28 protein-coding genes are annotated in these 16,308 nt (G+C 44.5%); all 28 read right to left on the bottom strand.

The annotated features are described in order from the left end of the window. Positions 1 to 100 precede the first annotated feature (100 nt). The gene (gene infA, locus ACFSVM_RS25365) at positions 101 to 316 is read right to left on the bottom strand and encodes a translation initiation factor IF-1 (protein WP_006212898.1); all 216 of its coding nucleotides are present in this window, start codon (positions 314 to 316) and stop codon (positions 101 to 103) included. 19 nt (positions 317 to 335) lie between these two features. Next, a complete protein-coding gene (locus tag ACFSVM_RS25360; protein WP_047914070.1) occupies positions 336 to 626 on the bottom strand; it encodes a KOW domain-containing RNA-binding protein in 291 nt (96 codons plus the stop codon). 7 nt (positions 627 to 633) lie between these two features. Next, positions 634 to 951, bottom strand: coding sequence for a hypothetical protein (locus ACFSVM_RS25355; RefSeq protein WP_143042165.1), 318 nt, complete (start codon positions 949 to 951; stop codon positions 634 to 636). A 5-nt stretch (positions 952 to 956) separates the two neighbouring features. Next, complete coding sequence (locus ACFSVM_RS25350; RefSeq protein ID WP_047914071.1) at positions 957 to 1,601, bottom strand: adenylate kinase; 645 nt, start codon at positions 1,599 to 1,601, stop codon at positions 957 to 959. A 113-nt stretch (positions 1,602 to 1,714) separates the two neighbouring features. Then, positions 1,715 to 3,013 (bottom strand): preprotein translocase subunit SecY, encoded by a 1,299-nt coding sequence (secY, locus tag ACFSVM_RS25345; RefSeq protein WP_047914072.1) that lies wholly within the window; start codon positions 3,011 to 3,013, stop codon positions 1,715 to 1,717. Beyond that, complete coding sequence (rplO, locus tag ACFSVM_RS25340; protein WP_076315709.1) at positions 3,013 to 3,453, bottom strand: 50S ribosomal protein L15; 441 nt, start codon at positions 3,451 to 3,453, stop codon at positions 3,013 to 3,015. Before rplO ends, secY begins: the two co-directional genes overlap by 1 nt. A 50-nt stretch (positions 3,454 to 3,503) precedes the next feature. Continuing rightward, positions 3,504 to 3,689: a 50S ribosomal protein L30 gene (gene rpmD, locus ACFSVM_RS25335; RefSeq protein WP_047914074.1), complete on the bottom strand. Its 186-nt coding sequence runs from the start codon at positions 3,687 to 3,689 to the stop codon at positions 3,504 to 3,506. A gap of 12 nt (positions 3,690 to 3,701) precedes the next feature. After that, positions 3,702 to 4,199, bottom strand: coding sequence for a 30S ribosomal protein S5 (gene rpsE, locus ACFSVM_RS25330; RefSeq protein WP_047914075.1), 498 nt, complete (start codon positions 4,197 to 4,199; stop codon positions 3,702 to 3,704). 27 nt (positions 4,200 to 4,226) lie between these two features. Continuing rightward, positions 4,227 to 4,595 (bottom strand): 50S ribosomal protein L18, encoded by a 369-nt coding sequence (gene rplR, locus ACFSVM_RS25325; protein WP_047914076.1) that lies wholly within the window; start codon positions 4,593 to 4,595, stop codon positions 4,227 to 4,229. 118 nt (positions 4,596 to 4,713) lie between these two features. Beyond that, entirely contained in the window at positions 4,714 to 5,256 is a 543-nt protein-coding gene (rplF, locus tag ACFSVM_RS25320) for a 50S ribosomal protein L6 (RefSeq protein WP_047914077.1), read from the bottom strand. A 32-nt stretch (positions 5,257 to 5,288) separates the two neighbouring features. Beyond that, a complete protein-coding gene (rpsH, locus tag ACFSVM_RS25315; RefSeq protein ID WP_047914078.1) occupies positions 5,289 to 5,687 on the bottom strand; it encodes a 30S ribosomal protein S8 in 399 nt (132 codons plus the stop codon). A 32-nt stretch (positions 5,688 to 5,719) separates the two neighbouring features. After that, positions 5,720 to 5,905, bottom strand: coding sequence for a type Z 30S ribosomal protein S14 (locus ACFSVM_RS25310; protein ID WP_013312154.1), 186 nt, complete (start codon positions 5,903 to 5,905; stop codon positions 5,720 to 5,722). 71 nt (positions 5,906 to 5,976) lie between these two features. Further along, positions 5,977 to 6,516 (bottom strand): 50S ribosomal protein L5, encoded by a 540-nt coding sequence (rplE, locus tag ACFSVM_RS25305; RefSeq protein WP_047914079.1) that lies wholly within the window; start codon positions 6,514 to 6,516, stop codon positions 5,977 to 5,979. 32 nt (positions 6,517 to 6,548) lie between these two features. Beyond that, on the bottom strand, positions 6,549 to 6,902 hold the full coding sequence (rplX, locus tag ACFSVM_RS25300; protein WP_076315706.1) for a 50S ribosomal protein L24: 354 nt from the start codon (positions 6,900 to 6,902) through the stop codon (positions 6,549 to 6,551). A gap of 72 nt (positions 6,903 to 6,974) precedes the next feature. Continuing rightward, a complete protein-coding gene (gene rplN / locus ACFSVM_RS25295; protein WP_047914080.1) occupies positions 6,975 to 7,346 on the bottom strand; it encodes a 50S ribosomal protein L14 in 372 nt (123 codons plus the stop codon). 34 nt (positions 7,347 to 7,380) lie between these two features. Beyond that, positions 7,381 to 7,647, bottom strand: a complete 267-nt coding sequence (rpsQ, locus tag ACFSVM_RS25290) for a 30S ribosomal protein S17 (RefSeq protein WP_076315704.1) — start codon at positions 7,645 to 7,647, stop codon at positions 7,381 to 7,383. 51 nt (positions 7,648 to 7,698) lie between these two features. After that, positions 7,699 to 7,896, bottom strand: a complete 198-nt coding sequence (rpmC, locus tag ACFSVM_RS25285; protein WP_047914082.1) for a 50S ribosomal protein L29 — start codon at positions 7,894 to 7,896, stop codon at positions 7,699 to 7,701. Beyond that, positions 7,886 to 8,320 (bottom strand): 50S ribosomal protein L16, encoded by a 435-nt coding sequence (rplP, locus tag ACFSVM_RS25280; protein WP_047914083.1) that lies wholly within the window; start codon positions 8,318 to 8,320, stop codon positions 7,886 to 7,888. The genes rpmC and rplP overlap by 11 nt, the downstream gene beginning before the upstream one ends. 2 nt (positions 8,321 to 8,322) lie before the next feature. Further along, positions 8,323 to 8,988, bottom strand: a complete 666-nt coding sequence (gene rpsC / locus ACFSVM_RS25275; protein ID WP_047914084.1) for a 30S ribosomal protein S3 — start codon at positions 8,986 to 8,988, stop codon at positions 8,323 to 8,325. Positions 8,989 to 9,001: 13 nt separating this feature from the next. Further along, positions 9,002 to 9,334, bottom strand: a complete 333-nt coding sequence (rplV, locus tag ACFSVM_RS25270) for a 50S ribosomal protein L22 (RefSeq protein ID WP_047914085.1) — start codon at positions 9,332 to 9,334, stop codon at positions 9,002 to 9,004. Between the two features lie 39 nt (positions 9,335 to 9,373). Continuing rightward, positions 9,374 to 9,652, bottom strand: coding sequence for a 30S ribosomal protein S19 (gene rpsS, locus ACFSVM_RS25265; protein ID WP_047914086.1), 279 nt, complete (start codon positions 9,650 to 9,652; stop codon positions 9,374 to 9,376). Positions 9,653 to 9,730: 78 nt separating this feature from the next. After that, the gene (rplB, locus tag ACFSVM_RS25260; RefSeq protein ID WP_047914087.1) at positions 9,731 to 10,561 is read right to left on the bottom strand and encodes a 50S ribosomal protein L2; all 831 of its coding nucleotides are present in this window, start codon (positions 10,559 to 10,561) and stop codon (positions 9,731 to 9,733) included. A 31-nt stretch (positions 10,562 to 10,592) separates the two neighbouring features. Further along, positions 10,593 to 10,883 (bottom strand): 50S ribosomal protein L23, encoded by a 291-nt coding sequence (gene rplW / locus ACFSVM_RS25255; protein ID WP_076315701.1) that lies wholly within the window; start codon positions 10,881 to 10,883, stop codon positions 10,593 to 10,595. After that, a complete protein-coding gene (gene rplD / locus ACFSVM_RS25250; RefSeq protein ID WP_047914089.1) occupies positions 10,883 to 11,506 on the bottom strand; it encodes a 50S ribosomal protein L4 in 624 nt (207 codons plus the stop codon). The genes rplW and rplD overlap by 1 nt, the downstream gene beginning before the upstream one ends. A gap of 26 nt (positions 11,507 to 11,532) precedes the next feature. After that, a complete protein-coding gene (gene rplC, locus ACFSVM_RS25245; RefSeq protein ID WP_047914090.1) occupies positions 11,533 to 12,156 on the bottom strand; it encodes a 50S ribosomal protein L3 in 624 nt (207 codons plus the stop codon). Between the two features lie 38 nt (positions 12,157 to 12,194). Continuing rightward, positions 12,195 to 12,503 carry a 30S ribosomal protein S10 gene (rpsJ, locus tag ACFSVM_RS25240; protein WP_006676490.1) on the bottom strand — a complete coding sequence of 103 codons (309 nt, stop codon included), beginning with the start codon at positions 12,501 to 12,503 and terminating at the stop codon, positions 12,195 to 12,197. Positions 12,504 to 12,921: 418 nt separating this feature from the next. Further along, positions 12,922 to 14,112, bottom strand: a complete 1,191-nt coding sequence (gene tuf / locus ACFSVM_RS25235; protein WP_076315700.1) for an elongation factor Tu — start codon at positions 14,110 to 14,112, stop codon at positions 12,922 to 12,924. A gap of 106 nt (positions 14,113 to 14,218) precedes the next feature. Continuing rightward, positions 14,219 to 16,294 carry an elongation factor G gene (gene fusA / locus ACFSVM_RS25230; protein WP_076315699.1) on the bottom strand — a complete coding sequence of 692 codons (2,076 nt, stop codon included), beginning with the start codon at positions 16,292 to 16,294 and terminating at the stop codon, positions 14,219 to 14,221. Between the last annotated feature and the right edge of the window lie 14 nt (positions 16,295 to 16,308).

Raw genomic sequence — 16,308 nt, 5'->3', positions numbered from 1 at the left:
CTTCTATGGAAGCAGTCTCATGTACATAGGGTACACCAAGATTGCATTCACATGCAAAACTGTTGTAACTCTCATTCGTTATTTCAGAAAATGCACCTTACTATTTACGATAAGTTATACGCCCTTTGGTTAGATCATAAGGCGATAACTGAACAACCACTTTATCTCCTGTCAGAATGCGGATAAAATGCATCCGCAGTTTGCCGGATACGTGAGCTAGAATTTGATGACCATTCTCAAGCTCTACTTTGAACGTTGCGTTAGGAAGCGGCTCTATAACCGTTCCTTCCACTTCAATGACATCTTCTTTGGCCACAGATAGTCTCCTTTCTTCTTCAGCTTTGAACTTCGCTTGCATTTATGAACTGCTGTACTGCATAACGCAGTTTTCCGTTCGTAACCCGTCCAATTTCGTTAATACTGTTTACAACCTCGCTGCTGATCATCGGCTGGGGATCCAGATGAAGAAGGTTCTTCTTCTTAGCTCCATCAAACTTGCGTTTGTCCCCGTCAGCAATATATACATATCTGTTGTCCTCAACAGCGATGACTACTGCAAACTGGCCAGCATCCCTGCCTCGAAGGATTTTTACGATTTGACCGATTTGTGGGATTTCTTCATTCATCTTCTCATCACCTACGCATCTCGCCTTCGCAAAAATGGAGTACAGATCGACCGTCATACGACATTGCAAACAATCGAATATAGCTGGGCAACCCATGCACTTTCGGTTCATCGACTGAAGTACAAATACTGGCAGGAAAACCGTGATAACCTGTGAAAGACGACACAGCCCCTTGACTGCGATGATATTGATCAGTCATTTGGTGAAGTTCTCCGGTCAAAACCCGGGATAAATCGTGAACCATCTGATCTTCCTGTACTTGCGTACTGGATAACCGTGACTCACTCTTCCAACCCAGTTCTGCATCGGACTTACAAATGATCATTACCATTAACCCCGCAGTAAGGATACGATCTCTTGCGATACCGCATGAATTTCCTGTTCCCCGTCGATTTGACGCAGAAGACCTTTGTTCTCATAAAACGTGAGGAGTGGTGCTGTTTTGTTGATATATTCGTCAAGACGAGTACCTACGCTCTCTTCGTTGTCGTCAGAACGCTGATACAACTCGCCGCCGCATTTATCACAAATACCTTCCTGTTTAGGCGGGTTAAAAACAACATGATACGTAGAACCGCAATTTTTGCACAAACGGCGACCTGTTAATCGAGCCAGCAATTTGTTACGGTCAACCTTCAAGTTGATGACATGATCCAAACCAGTATTTAAACGTTCCAGAATACCGTCCAGTGCTTCTGCTTGTGAAATGGTCCGTGGAAATCCATCCAATAGGAAGCCCTTCTCACAATCAGGCTGCTGAAGACGTTCTTCAACAATACCTATGGTAACATCGTCTGGTACAAGCTTACCCTGATCCATGTATTCTTTAGCTTTAATCCCAATAGGAGTTCCTTGCTTAATCGCCAAACGAAATGCATCGCCTGTCGAAATGTGAGGAATGCCGAATTCATTAACAATCGCTTCTGCTTGTGTCCCTTTTCCTGCCCCAGGAGGGCCCATGAATAAGATGTTCACGTTATGTCACTCCCTCCAAGACTATCCCTTCAACAAGAAACAGCACAATAGGTGCCGGTCTTAGCAACTCACCAGCAAGGGCGAACTATTGCATTCTTTACCGGAACCTATGGCTATTTATTGATGAAACCTTTGTAATGGCGTTTGATCAATTGACTTTCAATCTGCTTGGTCGTATCCAATGCTACACCAATAACGATCAGCATGGAAGTACCAGCAAGCTGTGCAACTTGAGGCAAACCGGAAAGTGAGCCCAAGAATACAGGTAGAACGGAAATGACAGCCAAGAACAAAGCTCCGGTCATCGTCAAACGAGTCAAGACACGGGACAAGTATTTCTCAGTTGCTTTACCCGGACGAATGCCTGGGATATAACCGCCGTTCTTCTTCATGTTATCAGCCATTTGCTGCGGGTTCATCTGCACGAAAGTGTAGAAGAACGTGAAACCAATAATCATGATAACATAGAGCACCATACCCAACGGTTTGTCATAAGACAAATGCGTTGTAACCCAGTTAGCCCAGCCATAACCGGCCCAGAAGGATGCGATAATGATCGGAAACTGAAGAAGTGATACAGCGAAAATGACAGGGATAACGCCCGCCGCATTGATTTTCAGCGGAATATGGGTGTTTTGTCCACCATACATTTTGTTACCTACAACACGTTTTGCATATTGAACCGGGATCTTCCGAATCGCCTGCTGGATGTAGATAACCCCTACAATGGTCAGGAGAAGAACCAGTGCCACAATAACCACCTTAAGGATGTTCATGAACAGCTGATCTGCCTGAATAAATTCTGATTCTATTGTTGTACGGATAACATTCGGAATGGTAGCAACGATACCGGCAAAGATAATGATTGAAATCCCGTTACCAATACCTCTTTCCGTAATCTGCTCACCAAGCCACATGAGGAATGAAGTACCTGCCGTCAATACAATCGCGATGACAATATAGTCAACGAAAGTAGCATTAGGCACCATTTCCTGTCCATACAACCGGTTAAATCCGATCGATGTACCAAATGCTTGGATTAATCCCAACACCACTGTACCATACCGAGTGAGCTGGGCTAATTTTTTCTTACCATGCTCACCTTGTTTGGCCCATTCCGCAAGCTTCGGAATAACATCCATCGATAACAATTGTGTAATGATGGATGCTGTAATATATGGCATAATCCCTAGCGCAAAGATCGAGAACTGGAACAACGCTCCGCCTGAGAATGTGTTCAGAAGACCGAACAATTCCCTGCCTTGCGAATCTACCGCGTCGAATACTTCCTTGTTAACTCCTGGAACAGGAACAAAGGAGCCGATGCGGTAAATAATTAGAACAAAGAGAGTGAACAATATTCGTTTACGAAGATCTTCGACTCGCCATATATTCTTTAGGGATGTGAGCATTAGATCACCTCGGTTTTACCGCCGGCAGCTTCGATTTTCTCTACCGCAGATTGAGAGAACTTATTCGCTTTTACTGTAAGTTTTACAGTAACTTCGCCATTGCCAAGAATTTTGATGCCAGATTTTGTGTTTTTCACAATACCTGTTTCAACCAAAACTTCTGGAGTTACTTCTGTACCTGCTTCAAAACTATTCAGATCTTCGATGTTCACAACCGCATACTCTTTGCGAGTTGGGTTTACGAAACCGCGTTTCGGCAGACGACGATACAGTGGGTTTTGACCACCCTCGAAGCCTGGACGAACACCACCGCCAGAACGAGCGTTTTGACCTTTGTGACCGCGACCTGAAGTTTTACCCATTCCGCTACTTGGACCACGACCTTTGCGTTTACGCTCTTTGCGGGATCCAGGAGCTGGAGAAAGCTCATGTAACTTCATCGTTGCACCTCCTTAATGATTTATGGGAACAAGCCCTATGATGCTATTCCTTACGCCTCGATTTCTTTAACAGAAACCAAGTGACTTACTTTATTCACCATACCGCGGATCGCAGCATTATCGTTATGAACCACAGTTTGGTTGAGTTTACGAAGACCGAGTGTGTTAACAGTCGTTCTTTGTGTCTCAGGACGTCCGATCAAACTGCGAACGAGGGTAATTTCCAGTTTAGACATGAGATTCCCTCCTTAGCCCCGAAGCTCTTCGACAGTTTTTCCACGCAATTTCGCTACATCTTCAGCGCGTTTCAAGCGGGACAAACCTTCCAAGGTCGCATTGACCATGTTCATGGAATTCGAAGAACCCAGTGATTTTGTCAAAATGTCACCCACACCAGCAAGTTCCAGAACGGCACGAACTGGACCACCAGCGATAACCCCAGTACCTTCAGCAGCTGGTTTCAAAAGAACACGGCCAGCTCCGAATTTACCAGTGATCAAGTGAGGAATTGTTGTTCCTACGAGTGGTACGTGGATTAGATTTTTCTTAGCATCTTCAATACCTTTGCGGATCGCATCAGGTACTTCGCCTGCTTTACCGATACCAGCTCCAACCCAGCCGTTGCCGTCACCGACAACTACCAGAGCGCTGAAGCTGAAACGACGTCCGCCTTTTACTACTTTAGCAACGCGATTAATATTTACAACTCTTTCAGTGAGTTCTAAAGTGTTAGGATCTACACGCAAGTCGTTAACCTCCTTTTAAAAAATATCTTAGAATTCAAGCCCTGCTTCACGAGCAGCATCAGCCAAAGCTTGAATACGTCCATGATACAGGTAGCCACCACGATCGAAAACGATGTTAGTGTATCCTTTTTCTTTCGCACGTTTAGCAACGAGAGCGCCAACTTTCTTAGCTGCCTCAACGTTACCACCGTTTGTGATTTCGCCGCTGATTTCTTTGTCGACCGTCGATGCAGATACAAGTGTTACACCTGCTACATCATCGATCAGTTGAGCATAGATATGTTTATCGGAACGGAATACGTTCAAACGTGGACGCTCAGCCGTACCAGAAATTTTACCACGAACACGGATATGTCTTTTCAGACGCACTTTGTTCTTATCTTGTTTTGTAATCATTTCACGTTTCCTCCCTTCAGTTAGCCTTGAATAGCTTCACATTAAGACGCACAGGGTATATTAGAAACACGAGCATCTCCTGAAAAGCCAGGGGACGGCACAAAGTCGGTAAGAAATCTTATTTCTTCTTACCGGCTTTACCTTCCTTACGGATGATGCGTTCGCCTTCATATTTAATCCCTTTACCTTTGTAAGGCTCAGGTTCGCGAACAGAGCGGATTTCAGCTGCATAAGCACCTACGCGCTCTTTGTTGATTCCACGAACGATGATTTTAGTGTTCGAAGGAACTTCGAACTCAATCCCCGGTTCCGGCGTGATTTCTACCGGATGGGAGTAACCTACGTTCAGAACGATTTTATCTCCGGATTTGCTTGCACGATATCCGACCCCAACCAGTTCCAGAGATTTGGAGAATCCTTCAGTTACGCCAAGTACCATGTTATTTACTACGGAACGAGTAGTACCGTGCAAAGAACGATGTGTTTTATGATCAGAAGGACGTGTTACTGTAATTTCATTATTTTCAACGGAAACCTTCATTTCTTTATGAAGTTCACGTGTAAGTGTACCTTTAGGACCTTTAACCGTGATTGCGGTGTTGTCCAGAGTGACTTCTACGCCACTTGGTACTGTAATTGGTTTGCGACCAATACGGGACATGTTGTTGCACCTCCTTGTTCTGTGACTTTATATTACCAAACGTAGCAGACAACTTCGCCGCCAGATTTAGCTTGACGCGCTTCTTTATCTGTCATTACACCTTTGGAAGTAGAGATGATCGCGATTCCGAGACCACCAAGTACGCGAGGTACTTCATTGCTTTTCGTGTAAACACGAAGACCTGGTTTACTGATTCTTTTCAGACCAGTAATAACGCGCTCGTTGTTTTGACCGTATTTCAAGAAGACACGGATGATGCCTTGTTTGTTATCATCCACATATTCTGCATCACGGATGAAACCTTCGCGCTTCAGGATTTCAGCGATTTGTTTTTTCATTGTCGAAGCAGGCATTTCTACCGTTTCGTGACGAACTGTGTTCGCATTACGAATGCGAGTAAGCATATCTGCAATTGGATCAGACATAGTCATTGTGTGTAAACCTCCTTCCCGTTCAGGACTTTTTACCAGCTTGCTTTTTTCACGCCAGGGATCTGGCCTTTATAAGCTAATTCACGGAAACAAATTCTGCAAATTTTAAACTTCTGCAATACAGAATGTGGACGACCGCAACGTTCACAACGAGTATAAGCACGAACTTTGAACTTCGGTGTGCGTTGTTGTTTAACTTTCATTGAAGTTTTTGCCACTTAGCCTGACACCTCCTAAATAATTTCGGAGAATTCGGGATCCTAGCTGGATTCCCGGATACTGTTATTTCTTATTTTGCGAAAGGCATTCCCAGTTGAGTAAGCAATTCGCGGGACTCTTCGTCCGTTTTAGCTGTAGTTACGATTACGATATCCATACCGCGTACTTTGTCGACTTTATCATACTCGATCTCTGGGAAGATGAGTTGTTCTTTAAGTCCAAGTGTGTAGTTACCGCGACCATCGAAAGCTTTGTTCGATACGCCTTGGAAGTCACGTACACGAGGTAGAGTGATGTTGAACAATTTATCAAGGAAATGGTACATACGCTGTCCGCGCAGTGTTACTTTAACCCCGATTGGCATGTTCTCACGAAGTTTAAAACCGGCGATTGATTTTTTAGCTTTAGTGATTACTGGTTTTTGACCAGAGATCAGCTGCATATCGTTCACAGCGGAATCAAGTACTTTGGAGTTTTGGACAGCGTCACCCACACCCATGTTGATTACCACTTTCTCGATCTTAGGAACTTGCATTACTGTGCTATATTCAAACTTCTGCATCAAAGCAGGAGTTACTTCATTCAGAAAACGTTCTTTCATTCTTGCCATGAATTATGGACCTCCTTTCTCATTCGATTACATTAGTCGATCGATTCTCCGGAACGTTTAGCAACGCGTACTTTTTTGCCGTTGTCTAAAACTTTGTAACCGATACGAGTTACATTTCCGCTCTTCGGATCAATGTGCATCACGTTCGATACATGGATTGGAGCTTCTTTCTCGATGATTCCGCCTTGTGGATTCAGCTGGTTAGGCTTTTGGTGTTTCTTCACGAGGTTAACACCTTCAACAAGAACGCGATTCTCACGAGGATAAGCTGCGATGACACGGCCTTTTTTGCCTTTGTCTTTACCGCTGATCACCATAACAGTGTCGTCTTTTTTGACGTGCAACTTGTTGTTATGAGATTCCAGAACTTTTTTCACTTTTGCCATTTCGTACACCTCCTATGACTTGCGTGAACAAGTATGAATCGAATCCTTTATACAAGGATCAATATACGTTCATTAGATAACTTCTGGAGCCAAGGAAACGATCTTCATGTAGTCTTTTTCGCGAAGTTCGCGAGCAACTGGTCCGAAAATACGAGTTCCACGTGGGCTTCTGTCTTCTTTAACAACAACTGCTGCATTCTCATCAAATCCAATGTAAGATCCGTCTTTACGACGAACAGAACGTTTCGTACGAACGACCACCGCTCTTACTACATCACCTTTTTTGACAACGCCGCCTGGTGTTGCTTGTTTTACAGAACAAACGATCAGGTCTCCGATTTGTGCTGTACGACTACGTCCCGTACCACCCAGTACTCGGATACACATCAGTTCCTTCGCACCAGAGTTGTCAGCTACAGCCAAACGTGTAAATGGTTGAATCATCTTGTTTTCCTCCTTTCAGCAAAGCTGAATATCATTAAATGATAACCGCTTTTTCTACGACTTCAACAAGTCTCCAGTTTTTGTCTTTCGACAAAGGACGAGTTTCCATGATTTTAACAGTATCACCGATTTTAGCAGTGTTATTTTCATCATGTGCTTTGAACTTTTTCGTGTATTTGATGCGTTTATGGTACAAGTCATGCTTTTTGTAAGTTTCTACAGCAACCACGATTGTTTTGTCCATTTTGTCGCTAACCACTTTACCGATTTGCACTCGACGTGCGTTACGTTCTTCGCTCATTGTTGGCCTCCTTCCTCAATTACAGACGGATGTTCCATCCGGTACTATTTATTAGCTAATCCCAAGTTCTCTTTCACGGATGATCGTTTTAGCACGTGCAATTTCTTTACGTACGTCACGAATACGTGTCGGGTTATCAAGCTGACCGGTAGCGAGTTGAAAGCGGAGGTTAAAGAGTTCTTCTTTAAATCCGGCAATCTTTTGCTCAATTTCAGCAGTGGTTAGGTTGCGGAATTCACTAGCCTTCATTTACTTCACCACCCAATTCTTCACGTTTCACGAACTTCGTCTTAATTGGCAGCTTGTGAGCAGCCAGACGCATTGCTTCGCGAGCTACTTCTTCAGATACACCAGAAAGTTCGAACATGATCTTTCCTGGTTTTACAACAGCAACCCATTTCTCGACGTTACCTTTACCACTACCCATACGTACTTCGAGAGGCTTTTGAGTAATAGGTTTGTCTGGGAAGATTTTGATCCAAACTTTACCACCACGTTTGATGTAACGAGTCATCGCGATACGAGCAGCCTCGATCTGACGATTCGTAATCCAAGATGGTTCAGTCGCTTGAAGACCGTACTCACCGAAGTTCAGTGTAGTTCCGCCCTTAGCTTGACCTTTCATGTGACCGCGTTGTTGCTTGCGGTGTTTTACGCGTTTTGGCACCAACATGATTAGTTGCCTCCTTCCTTAGCAGCTTGTTTCTTAGCCGTAGGAAGAACCTCTCCACGATAGATCCATACTTTTACGCCAAGACGGCCGTAAGTTGTATGAGCTTCCGCTGTACCATAGTCGATGTCGGCACGAAGCGTGTGCAGTGGAACAGTTCCTTCACTGTAGCCTTCAGAACGTGCGATCTCAGCACCGCCAAGACGTCCGCCTACTTGTGTTTTGATACCTTTAGCACCTGAACGCATAGTTCTTTGAATCGCTTGTTTCAGAGCACGACGGAAAGAAACACGGCGTTCCAATTGTTGTGCAATGCTTTCAGCAACGAGAATTGCGTCAAGGTCTGGTTGTTTGATTTCAGAGATGTTGATATGAACTTTCTTACCGCCTGCAATCTTCGTGATTTGACCACGGAGAATTTCAACTTCAGAACCACCTTTACCGATAACCATTCCTGGTTTAGCAGTGTGGATCGTTACGTTGACACGGTTAGCCGCTCTCTCGATTTCGATACGAGATACTGCGGAGTCTTTCAATTTATTTTTCAGGTATTCACGAATTTTTACGTCTTCCAGCAAAAGATCACCGAAATCTTTGCCTGCGTACCATTTGGATTCCCAATCACGGATTACGCCGATACGGAGTCCGACGGGATTTACCTTTTGTCCCACACGTTTTCCCTCCTTATTTTTCAGATACCACCAAAGTGATGTGGCTAGTGCGTTTGTTGATCCGGCTTGCACGTCCCATTGCACGAGGGCGGAAACGTTTCATTGTCGGACCTTGGTTTACGTAAGCTTGCGAGATAACCAGTTTGTTAACATCCAGGGAGTAGTTGTGCTCTGCGTTTGCGATAGCAGAGTTCAGCAATTTCTCAACAACTGGAGAAGCGGATTTTGGAGTGTGGCGCAGAATCGCGATCGCCTCGCCCACTTGCTTGCCGCGAATCAAGTCAACAACGAGTTGAACTTTACGAGGAGCAATCCGAATAAACTTGGCATGTGCTTTTGCTTCCATTGTTTAACCTCCTCTCAAACATTAGCGCTTGATGATCATTTATCTTCTAGTCTTCTTATCGTCTGCTGCATGGCCTTTATAAGTACGCGTAGGAGCGAACTCACCCAGCTTGTGTCCAACCATATCTTCCGTTACATAAACAGGAACGTGTTTACGGCCGTCATACACACCAAACGTATGTCCAATGAATTGTGGGAAAATTGTAGAACGACGGGACCAAGTTTTGATCACGAGCTTTTTGCCAGCTTCGTTCATGTCTTCTACTTTTTTCAACAGGTAGCCATCTACGAATGGCCCTTTTTTAAGACTGCGACTCATGTGTAAATCCTCCCTTCATCCAATGTTCTCGTTCATTCACGATCGCTCGCGCGAAGTTATGCACAGGTTAATTGTGTATTACTTCGTGCGGCGGCGAACGATGTATTTGTCAGAAGCTTTGTTTTTCTTACGCGTTTTGTAACCAAGAGTTGGTTTACCCCATGGAGACATTGGCGATTTACGTCCGATTGGAGCGCGTCCTTCACCACCACCGTGAGGGTGATCGTTAGGGTTCATTACTACCCCGCGAACTTCAGGACGTTGTCCGAGCCAGCGGCTACGGCCTGCTTTACCGATTTTAACGAGTTCGTGGTCTTCGTTACCAACAGAACCGATTGTAGCACGGCAAGTTTTAAGGATGCGGCGTACTTCACCGGAAGAAAGACGAACGGTTACGTATTTCTCTTCTTTACCAAGAAGTTGAGCTTCAGTACCAGCTGCGCGAACCAATTGTCCACCTTTACCTGGTTGAAGTTCGATGTTGTGGATAACGGTACCTACTGGAATATTTTCAAGTGGCAACGCGTTACCTGTTTTGATGTCGGAGCTAGGTCCAGACTCGATTTGATCCCCTACTTTAAGTCCTTTAGGAGCGATGATGTAACGTTTCTCACCATCTGCATAATGGATCAGAGCGATGTTGGAAGTACGGTTCGGGTCATACTCGATTGTAGCAACGCGGCCCGGTATTCCATCTTTAGTACGTTTAAAGTCAATAATACGGTATTTACGTTTGTGTCCGCCGCCATGGTGACGAACCGTAATTTTACCTTGGTTGTTACGGCCAGCTGTTTTGCTCAGTGGAGCAAGCAGCGATTTCTCTGGCTGGTTTGTTGTGATCTCTTCAAAAGTAGACACAGACATGTTACGTCTAGCCGGAGACGTCGGTTTGTACTTTTTGATTGGCACTGATTTTCCCTCCTTACTTTACAGTTTCTTATTATACCGATTCAAAGAACTCAAGAGCTTTGCTGTCTGGAGTCAAAGTTACGAATGCTTTTTTCCACTCAGGAGTATATCCAGAGTAGCGTCCGTAGCGTTTCAACTTACCAGGTACGCGAAGAGTGTTCACGTCTTTTACTTTTACGTTGAAGATTTCTTCAATAGCAGCTTTGATTTCGGTTTTGTTCGAACGAATATCGACTTCAAATACATATTTCAAGTCGGCCATCATATCAGCTGTACGTTCAGTAATCACCGGACGTTTAATAATGTCACGAGGATTCTTCATTACGCGAGCACCTCCTCTACCTTCTGAACTGCTTCTTTCGTAATGATCAGTTTGTCGTACGTAAGTACGTCAAGAACATTAATGCCGTCAGCCGCTACAAATTTCACACCAGGAATATTTCTTGCGGAAAGAGCAACATTATCATCATAGCCTGGAGCAACGATCAAAGCTTTGCGATCTACTTTGAGGTTATTCAAAATAGCTGCAAATTCTTTAGTTTTCGGTGCATTCAGAGCAAGAGCATCCAGAACGATAATTTCGTTATCAATCACTTTGGAAGACAAAGCGGATTTAATCGCCAGACGACGAACTTTCTTAGGCAGTTTGAACGCGTAGCTGCGTGGTGTTGGACCAAATACAGTACCGCCGCCTACCCATTGTGGTGCACGGATCGAACCTTGACGAGCGCGTCCAGTACCTTTTTGTTTCCAAGGCTTACGTCCGCCGCCGCGTACTTCAGAACGTCCTTTTACTTTGTGTGTACCTTGACGCAGGGAAGCGCGTTGCATAACAACAGCATCGTGAAGTACATGAGTGTTCGGCTCAATTCCGAATACTGCATCGTTCAGTTCAACTTCTCCTACTTGGCTACCACTGACATTAAAAAGTGCTACTTTTGGCATTTTGTGTTCCTCCTTTCTTTAGGTGATTATTTCTTCACCGATTCTTTAATTTTAACGAAGCTGTTTTTCGGTCCAGGAATAGAGCCTTTAACAAGCAATACGTTACGTTCAGCGTCTACTTTAATAACTTCAAGACGTTGAATTGTGATTGTTTCATGACCCATATGTCCTGGAAGGTGTTTACCTTTAGGAACGCGGTTCGCTTGGATAGAACCCATGGAACCAGGGCCTCTATGATAACGGGAACCGTGAGACATAGGTCCAGTGCTTTGTCCCCAACGTTTGATAACGCCGGCAAAACCTTTACCTTTGGAGATTCCTGTTACGTCAACAAATTCGCCTTCAGCGAAGATGTCTGCTTTAATTTCTTGGCCAACCTCGAATCCCGCAAGATCAACACCGCGGAGTTCGCGAACGTAGCGCTTAGGAGCTGTATTAGCTTTTTTCGCATGTCCTGTTTCAGGTTTGTTAGCATTTTTTTCTTTCTTATCGGCATAACCTAGTTGAACCGCTTCATAGCCGTCGTTCTCAAGGTCTTTCTTTTGCAAGACAACAGATGGACCTGCTTCAATAACTGTAACAGGGATTACGTTACCTTCTGGAGTAAACACTTGCGTCATGCCTAGTTTTTTACCTAAGATACCTTTCATGTTGACACCTCTTTTCCTTCCATTAATACAATACTAAATTACAATTTAATTTCGATATCTACACCGGACGGCAGATCCAAGCGCATCAAGGCATCCACAGTTTGTGGAGTTGGGTTAACAATATCGATCAAACGCTTATGTGTGCGCATTTCGAATTGTTCCCGGGAATCCTTGTACTTGTGTACCGCACGGAGAATAGTAATAACTTGTTTCTCAGTTGGAAGCGGAATCGGACCGGATACACCTGCACCCGAACGTTTTGCCGTTTCAACAATCTTCTCAGCGGATTGATCAAGAATTCTGTGGTCGTAAGCTTTCAAACGAATACGAATTTTTTGCTTTGCCATTTTAGTCCCTCCTTCTATCGCCCAATTTAATATCGGACATACTCCGTGAAAATTTTCTGACCCACTCTCCCATGGCAAAGGGGCCGGGTGTGTCAGTAACCTCTCACATCATCGCAACGTCACAGAACAACATTCATTATTATATAGAAAACCTAGGCGTAATGCAAGCTTTTATATAAAAAAGATAGATAAAATTCTGAATAGACTTCAGCTCTCTATTTTTTCGAATGCACTTCCCGAATCGCAACTCGTACTATTATATATGATGAAGCTCTAAAAAGCCAAAGGTAATTTATGAAAAAAAGTTTAAATATAAAAAGGATCCCGGCGATTAACGCCGAGATCCTTTTGTTCGTTCCGATACACTGTTGCTCGTTCCAGTACATTGTTGCTTTATATGATTCGGCATGCAGCCAAATTATTTAATGATTGTTGCTACCGCACCAGCGCCTACTGTACGTCCACCTTCACGAATAGAGAACTTAGTTCCTTCTTCGATAGCGATTGGAGCGATCAGAGATACTGTTACTTCGATGTTGTCGCCAGGCATAACCATTTCAGTACCTTCTGGCAGGTTGATGATACCAGTTACGTCAGTTGTACGGAAGTAGAACTGAGGACGGTATCCAGTGAAGAAAGGCTTATGACGGCCACCTTCTTCTTTAGTCAATACGTATACTTGAGCAGTAAACTCAGTATGAGGTTTAACTGAACCTGGTTTGGAAAGAACTTGTCCACGCTCGATTTGAGTACGGTCTACACCACGAAGCAATGCTCCGATGTTGTCACCTGCTTGAGCGGAATCCAGAAGTTTACGGAACATTTCAACGCCCGTTACTACGGATTTTTTGGACTCTTCAGCGATACCAACGATTTCGATTTCATCGCCGACTTTAACAGTACCACGCTCTACACGGCCTGTAGCAACTGTACCACGACCAGTGATGGAGAATACGTCCTCGACAGGCATCAAGAAAGGCTTGTCAGTGTCGCGCTCTGGAGTTGGGATGTAAGTATCGATTTCTTTGAACATCTCAACGATTTTTTGAGCCCATTCGCCTTCTGGGTTTTGAAGAGCTTCACGAGCAGATCCACGAGTGATTGGAGTGTCATCACCTGGGAAGTCATATTCGCTAAGAAGGTCGCGAACTTCCATTTCAACCAGCTCAAGAAGTTCTTCGTCTTCTACCATATCGCATTTGTTCAAGAATACTACGATGTAAGGTACGCCTACTTGGCGGGACAGAAGGATGTGCTCACGAGTTTGTGGCATTGGACCATCAGCTGCGGATACAACCAGGATCGCTCCATCCATTTGTGCAGCACCAGTGATCATGTTTTTAACATAGTCGGCGTGACCTGGGCAGTCAACGTGTGCATAGTGACGTGCATCAGTTTCGTACTCTACGTGTGCAGTAGAGATAGTGATACCGCGTTCGCGCTCTTCTGGAGCTTTGTCGATTTGATCGAATGCAACTGCTGCACCGCCGTAAGTTTTGGACAATACAGTAGTGATTGCTGCAGTCAAAGTAGTTTTACCATGGTCAACGTGACCAATAGTACCAATGTTAACGTGTGGTTTATTACGTTCGAATTTAGCCTTTGCCATTTGAACGTGGCCTCCTTAAAAGTGGTTTATATTATATGTTGGCACTGTGTACAGCACCATAAGAGTCATTAAACCTTATGACGCTGTGTACATCAGTGAGTAAAACTTATTCTCCCTTAACTTTGGACACGATTTCTTCGGAGATTGTTCTTGGTACTTCTTCATAGTGAGAAAGTTCCATAGAGAACACCCCGCGTCCTTGTGTACCAGAACGGAGAGTTGTGGAATATCCGAACATTTCAGAGAGAGGCACTTTAGCACGAATGATTTGCGTACCACCACGGGAATCCATACCTTCGATTCTACCGCGACGGGAGTTCAGCATACCCATTACGTCACCCATGTACTCTTCTGGAACAGTTACTTCCACTTTCATGATTGGCTCAAGCAGGACAGCTTTACACTTGTCTTTAGCTGCTTTAAGTGCCATCGATCCGGCAATTTTAAACGCCATCTCGTTGGAATCGACATCATGGTATGAACCGTCTACGATTGTAGCTTTAACGTCTACAAGTGGGAATCCTGCAAGGACACCATTTTTCATAGCTTCTTCAATACCTTGTTGAGCAGGACCAACGTATTCACGTGGTACAGATCCACCCACAATTTTGCTGTCGAATTGGTTACCGCTACCCGCTTCAAGCGGTTCGAATTCAACCCATACGTGTCCATATTGACCGCGGCCACCGGACTGACGTACGAATTTACCTTCAACGCGCGCTGCTTGACGGAATGTTTCACGGTAAGCAACCTGTGGTTGACCAATGTTTGTGTCCACTTTGAACTCACGACGCATACGGTCGATGATGATATCAAGGTGAAGCTCACCCATACCAGCCAAAATTGTTTGACCTGTTTCTTCATCAGTATGAGCACGAAGAGTTGGATCCTCCTCAGTCAACTTACCGAGAGCAACAGACATTTTGTCTTGGTCGGCTTTGGTTTTTGGTTCAACCGCGATTTGAATAACCGGATCAGGGAAGTTCATAGACTCCAGAATGACCGGATTCTTCTCATCACATAGTGTATCACCTGTACCTGTATCTTTCAAACCTACAGCAGATGCGATATCACCAGCATATACTTCAGTGATTTCTTGACGGCTGTTCGCGTGCATTTGAAGGATACGACCGATACGTTCACGTTTTCCTTTAGTTGCATTCAATACGTAAGATCCAGATGTAAGAACACCAGAGTATACGCGGAAGAATGTCAATTTACCTACATAAGGATCCGTCATGATCTTGAACGCAAGTGCCGAGAATGGCTCTTCGTCAGAAGATTTACGAATCGCTTCAGTTCCATCTTCCAAAGTACCTTTGATGTCAGGAACATCAATAGGAGCTGGCAGATAGTCCAGAACCGCATCCAGCATCAGCTGAACACCTTTGTTACGGTAAGAAGATCCACAGATAACTGGGAAGATTTTAACTTCTACTACACCTTTACGAAGAGCGGATTTGATCTCATCAACAGTGATTTCTTCGCCTTCTAGGTATTTCATAGTCAGATCTTCATCAAGCTCTGCTACTTTCTCGATCAGTTCCATACGAAGTTCTTCAACTTGATCTGCATATTCTGCAGGAATTGTAGTTTCTTCGATGTCTTTACCAAGATCGTCTTTGTACATATATGCTTTTTGCTCAACGATATCAATGATACCAATGAAATCATTCTCAGCACCGATAGGAAGCTGGATAGCAACAGCATTTGCTTGAAGACGCTCGCGCATATCCTTAACAACGTTAAGGTAGTCTGCACCGATGATATCCATTTTGTTTACATATGCGATACGAGGAACGCCGTAACGGTCAGCCTGTCTCCATACAGTTTCAGACTGAGGCTCAACGCCTTCTTTCGCACTGAAAACACCTACTGCTCCGTCCAATACACGAAGGGAACGTTCAACTTCAACTGTGAAGTCAACGTGTCCCGGGGTATCGATGATATTAACGCGGTGACCTTTCCATTGAGCGGTCGTAGCAGCGGAAGTAATCGTGATCCCGCGCTCCTGTTCCTGCTCCATCCAGTCCATAGTCGCAGCACCCTCGTGAACTTCCCCGATTTTGTGCGTACGGCCTGTGTAGAACAAGATCCGCTCAGTGGTAGTAGTTTTACCGGCGTCAATATGCGCCATGATCCCGATGTTACGTGTATTTTTCAAGGAGAACTCTCTTGCCATGACATGGGTCTCCC

Origin of the sequence: Paenibacillus shunpengii, assembly GCF_042684905.1 — a bacterium.
Taxonomy (GTDB): Bacteria; Bacillota; Bacilli; order Paenibacillales; family Paenibacillaceae; genus Paenibacillus; species Paenibacillus shunpengii.
This window is presented reverse-complemented; position numbering and strand designations above follow the sequence as displayed.

Excerpts from the sequence above, each read along its gene's own strand:
- rplE (WP_047914079.1), bottom strand. The coding sequence starts at position 6,516 with ATGGCAAGAATGAAAGAACGTTTTCTGAATGAAGTAACTCCTGCTTTG.
- rplC (WP_047914090.1), bottom strand. The coding sequence starts at position 12,156 with ATGAAAGGTATCTTAGGTAAAAAACTAGGCATGACGCAAGTGTTTACT.
- rpsJ (WP_006676490.1), bottom strand. The coding sequence starts at position 12,503 with ATGGCAAAGCAAAAAATTCGTATTCGTTTGAAAGCTTACGACCACAGA.
- rpmD (WP_047914074.1), bottom strand. The coding sequence starts at position 3,689 with ATGTCTAAACTGGAAATTACCCTCGTTCGCAGTTTGATCGGACGTCCT.
- rplF (WP_047914077.1), bottom strand. The coding sequence starts at position 5,256 with ATGTCCCGTATTGGTCGCAAACCAATTACAGTACCAAGTGGCGTAGAA.
- rplN (WP_047914080.1), bottom strand. The coding sequence starts at position 7,346 with ATGATTCAACCATTTACACGTTTGGCTGTAGCTGACAACTCTGGTGCG.
- ACFSVM_RS25355 (WP_143042165.1), bottom strand. The coding sequence starts at position 951 with ATGATCATTTGTAAGTCCGATGCAGAACTGGGTTGGAAGAGTGAGTCA.
- rplD (WP_047914089.1), bottom strand. The coding sequence starts at position 11,506 with ATGCCAAAAGTAGCACTTTTTAATGTCAGTGGTAGCCAAGTAGGAGAA.
- rpsQ (WP_076315704.1), bottom strand. The coding sequence starts at position 7,647 with ATGAGCGAAGAACGTAACGCACGTCGAGTGCAAATCGGTAAAGTGGTT.
- ACFSVM_RS25360 (WP_047914070.1), bottom strand. The coding sequence starts at position 626 with ATGAATGAAGAAATCCCACAAATCGGTCAAATCGTAAAAATCCTTCGA.
- tuf (WP_076315700.1), bottom strand. The coding sequence starts at position 14,112 with ATGGCAAAGGCTAAATTCGAACGTAATAAACCACACGTTAACATTGGT.
- fusA (WP_076315699.1), bottom strand. The coding sequence starts at position 16,294 with ATGGCAAGAGAGTTCTCCTTGAAAAATACACGTAACATCGGGATCATG.
- rpsS (WP_047914086.1), bottom strand. The coding sequence starts at position 9,652 with ATGAGTCGCAGTCTTAAAAAAGGGCCATTCGTAGATGGCTACCTGTTG.
- rplW (WP_076315701.1), bottom strand. The coding sequence starts at position 10,883 with ATGAAGAATCCTCGTGACATTATTAAACGTCCGGTGATTACTGAACGT.
- secY (WP_047914072.1), bottom strand. The coding sequence starts at position 3,013 with ATGCTCACATCCCTAAAGAATATATGGCGAGTCGAAGATCTTCGTAAA.
- rpmC (WP_047914082.1), bottom strand. The coding sequence starts at position 7,896 with ATGAAGGCTAGTGAATTCCGCAACCTAACCACTGCTGAAATTGAGCAA.
- rplP (WP_047914083.1), bottom strand. The coding sequence starts at position 8,320 with ATGTTGGTGCCAAAACGCGTAAAACACCGCAAGCAACAACGCGGTCAC.
- rpsH (WP_047914078.1), bottom strand. The coding sequence starts at position 5,687 with ATGACTATGTCTGATCCAATTGCAGATATGCTTACTCGCATTCGTAAT.
- rplX (WP_076315706.1), bottom strand. The coding sequence starts at position 6,902 with ATGGCAAAAGTGAAAAAAGTTCTGGAATCTCATAACAACAAGTTGCAC.
- rplO (WP_076315709.1), bottom strand. The coding sequence starts at position 3,453 with ATGAAGTTACATGAGCTTTCTCCAGCTCCTGGATCCCGCAAAGAGCGT.
- rplR (WP_047914076.1), bottom strand. The coding sequence starts at position 4,595 with ATGATTACAAAACAAGATAAGAACAAAGTGCGTCTGAAAAGACATATC.
- rplV (WP_047914085.1), bottom strand. The coding sequence starts at position 9,334 with ATGGAAGCAAAAGCACATGCCAAGTTTATTCGGATTGCTCCTCGTAAA.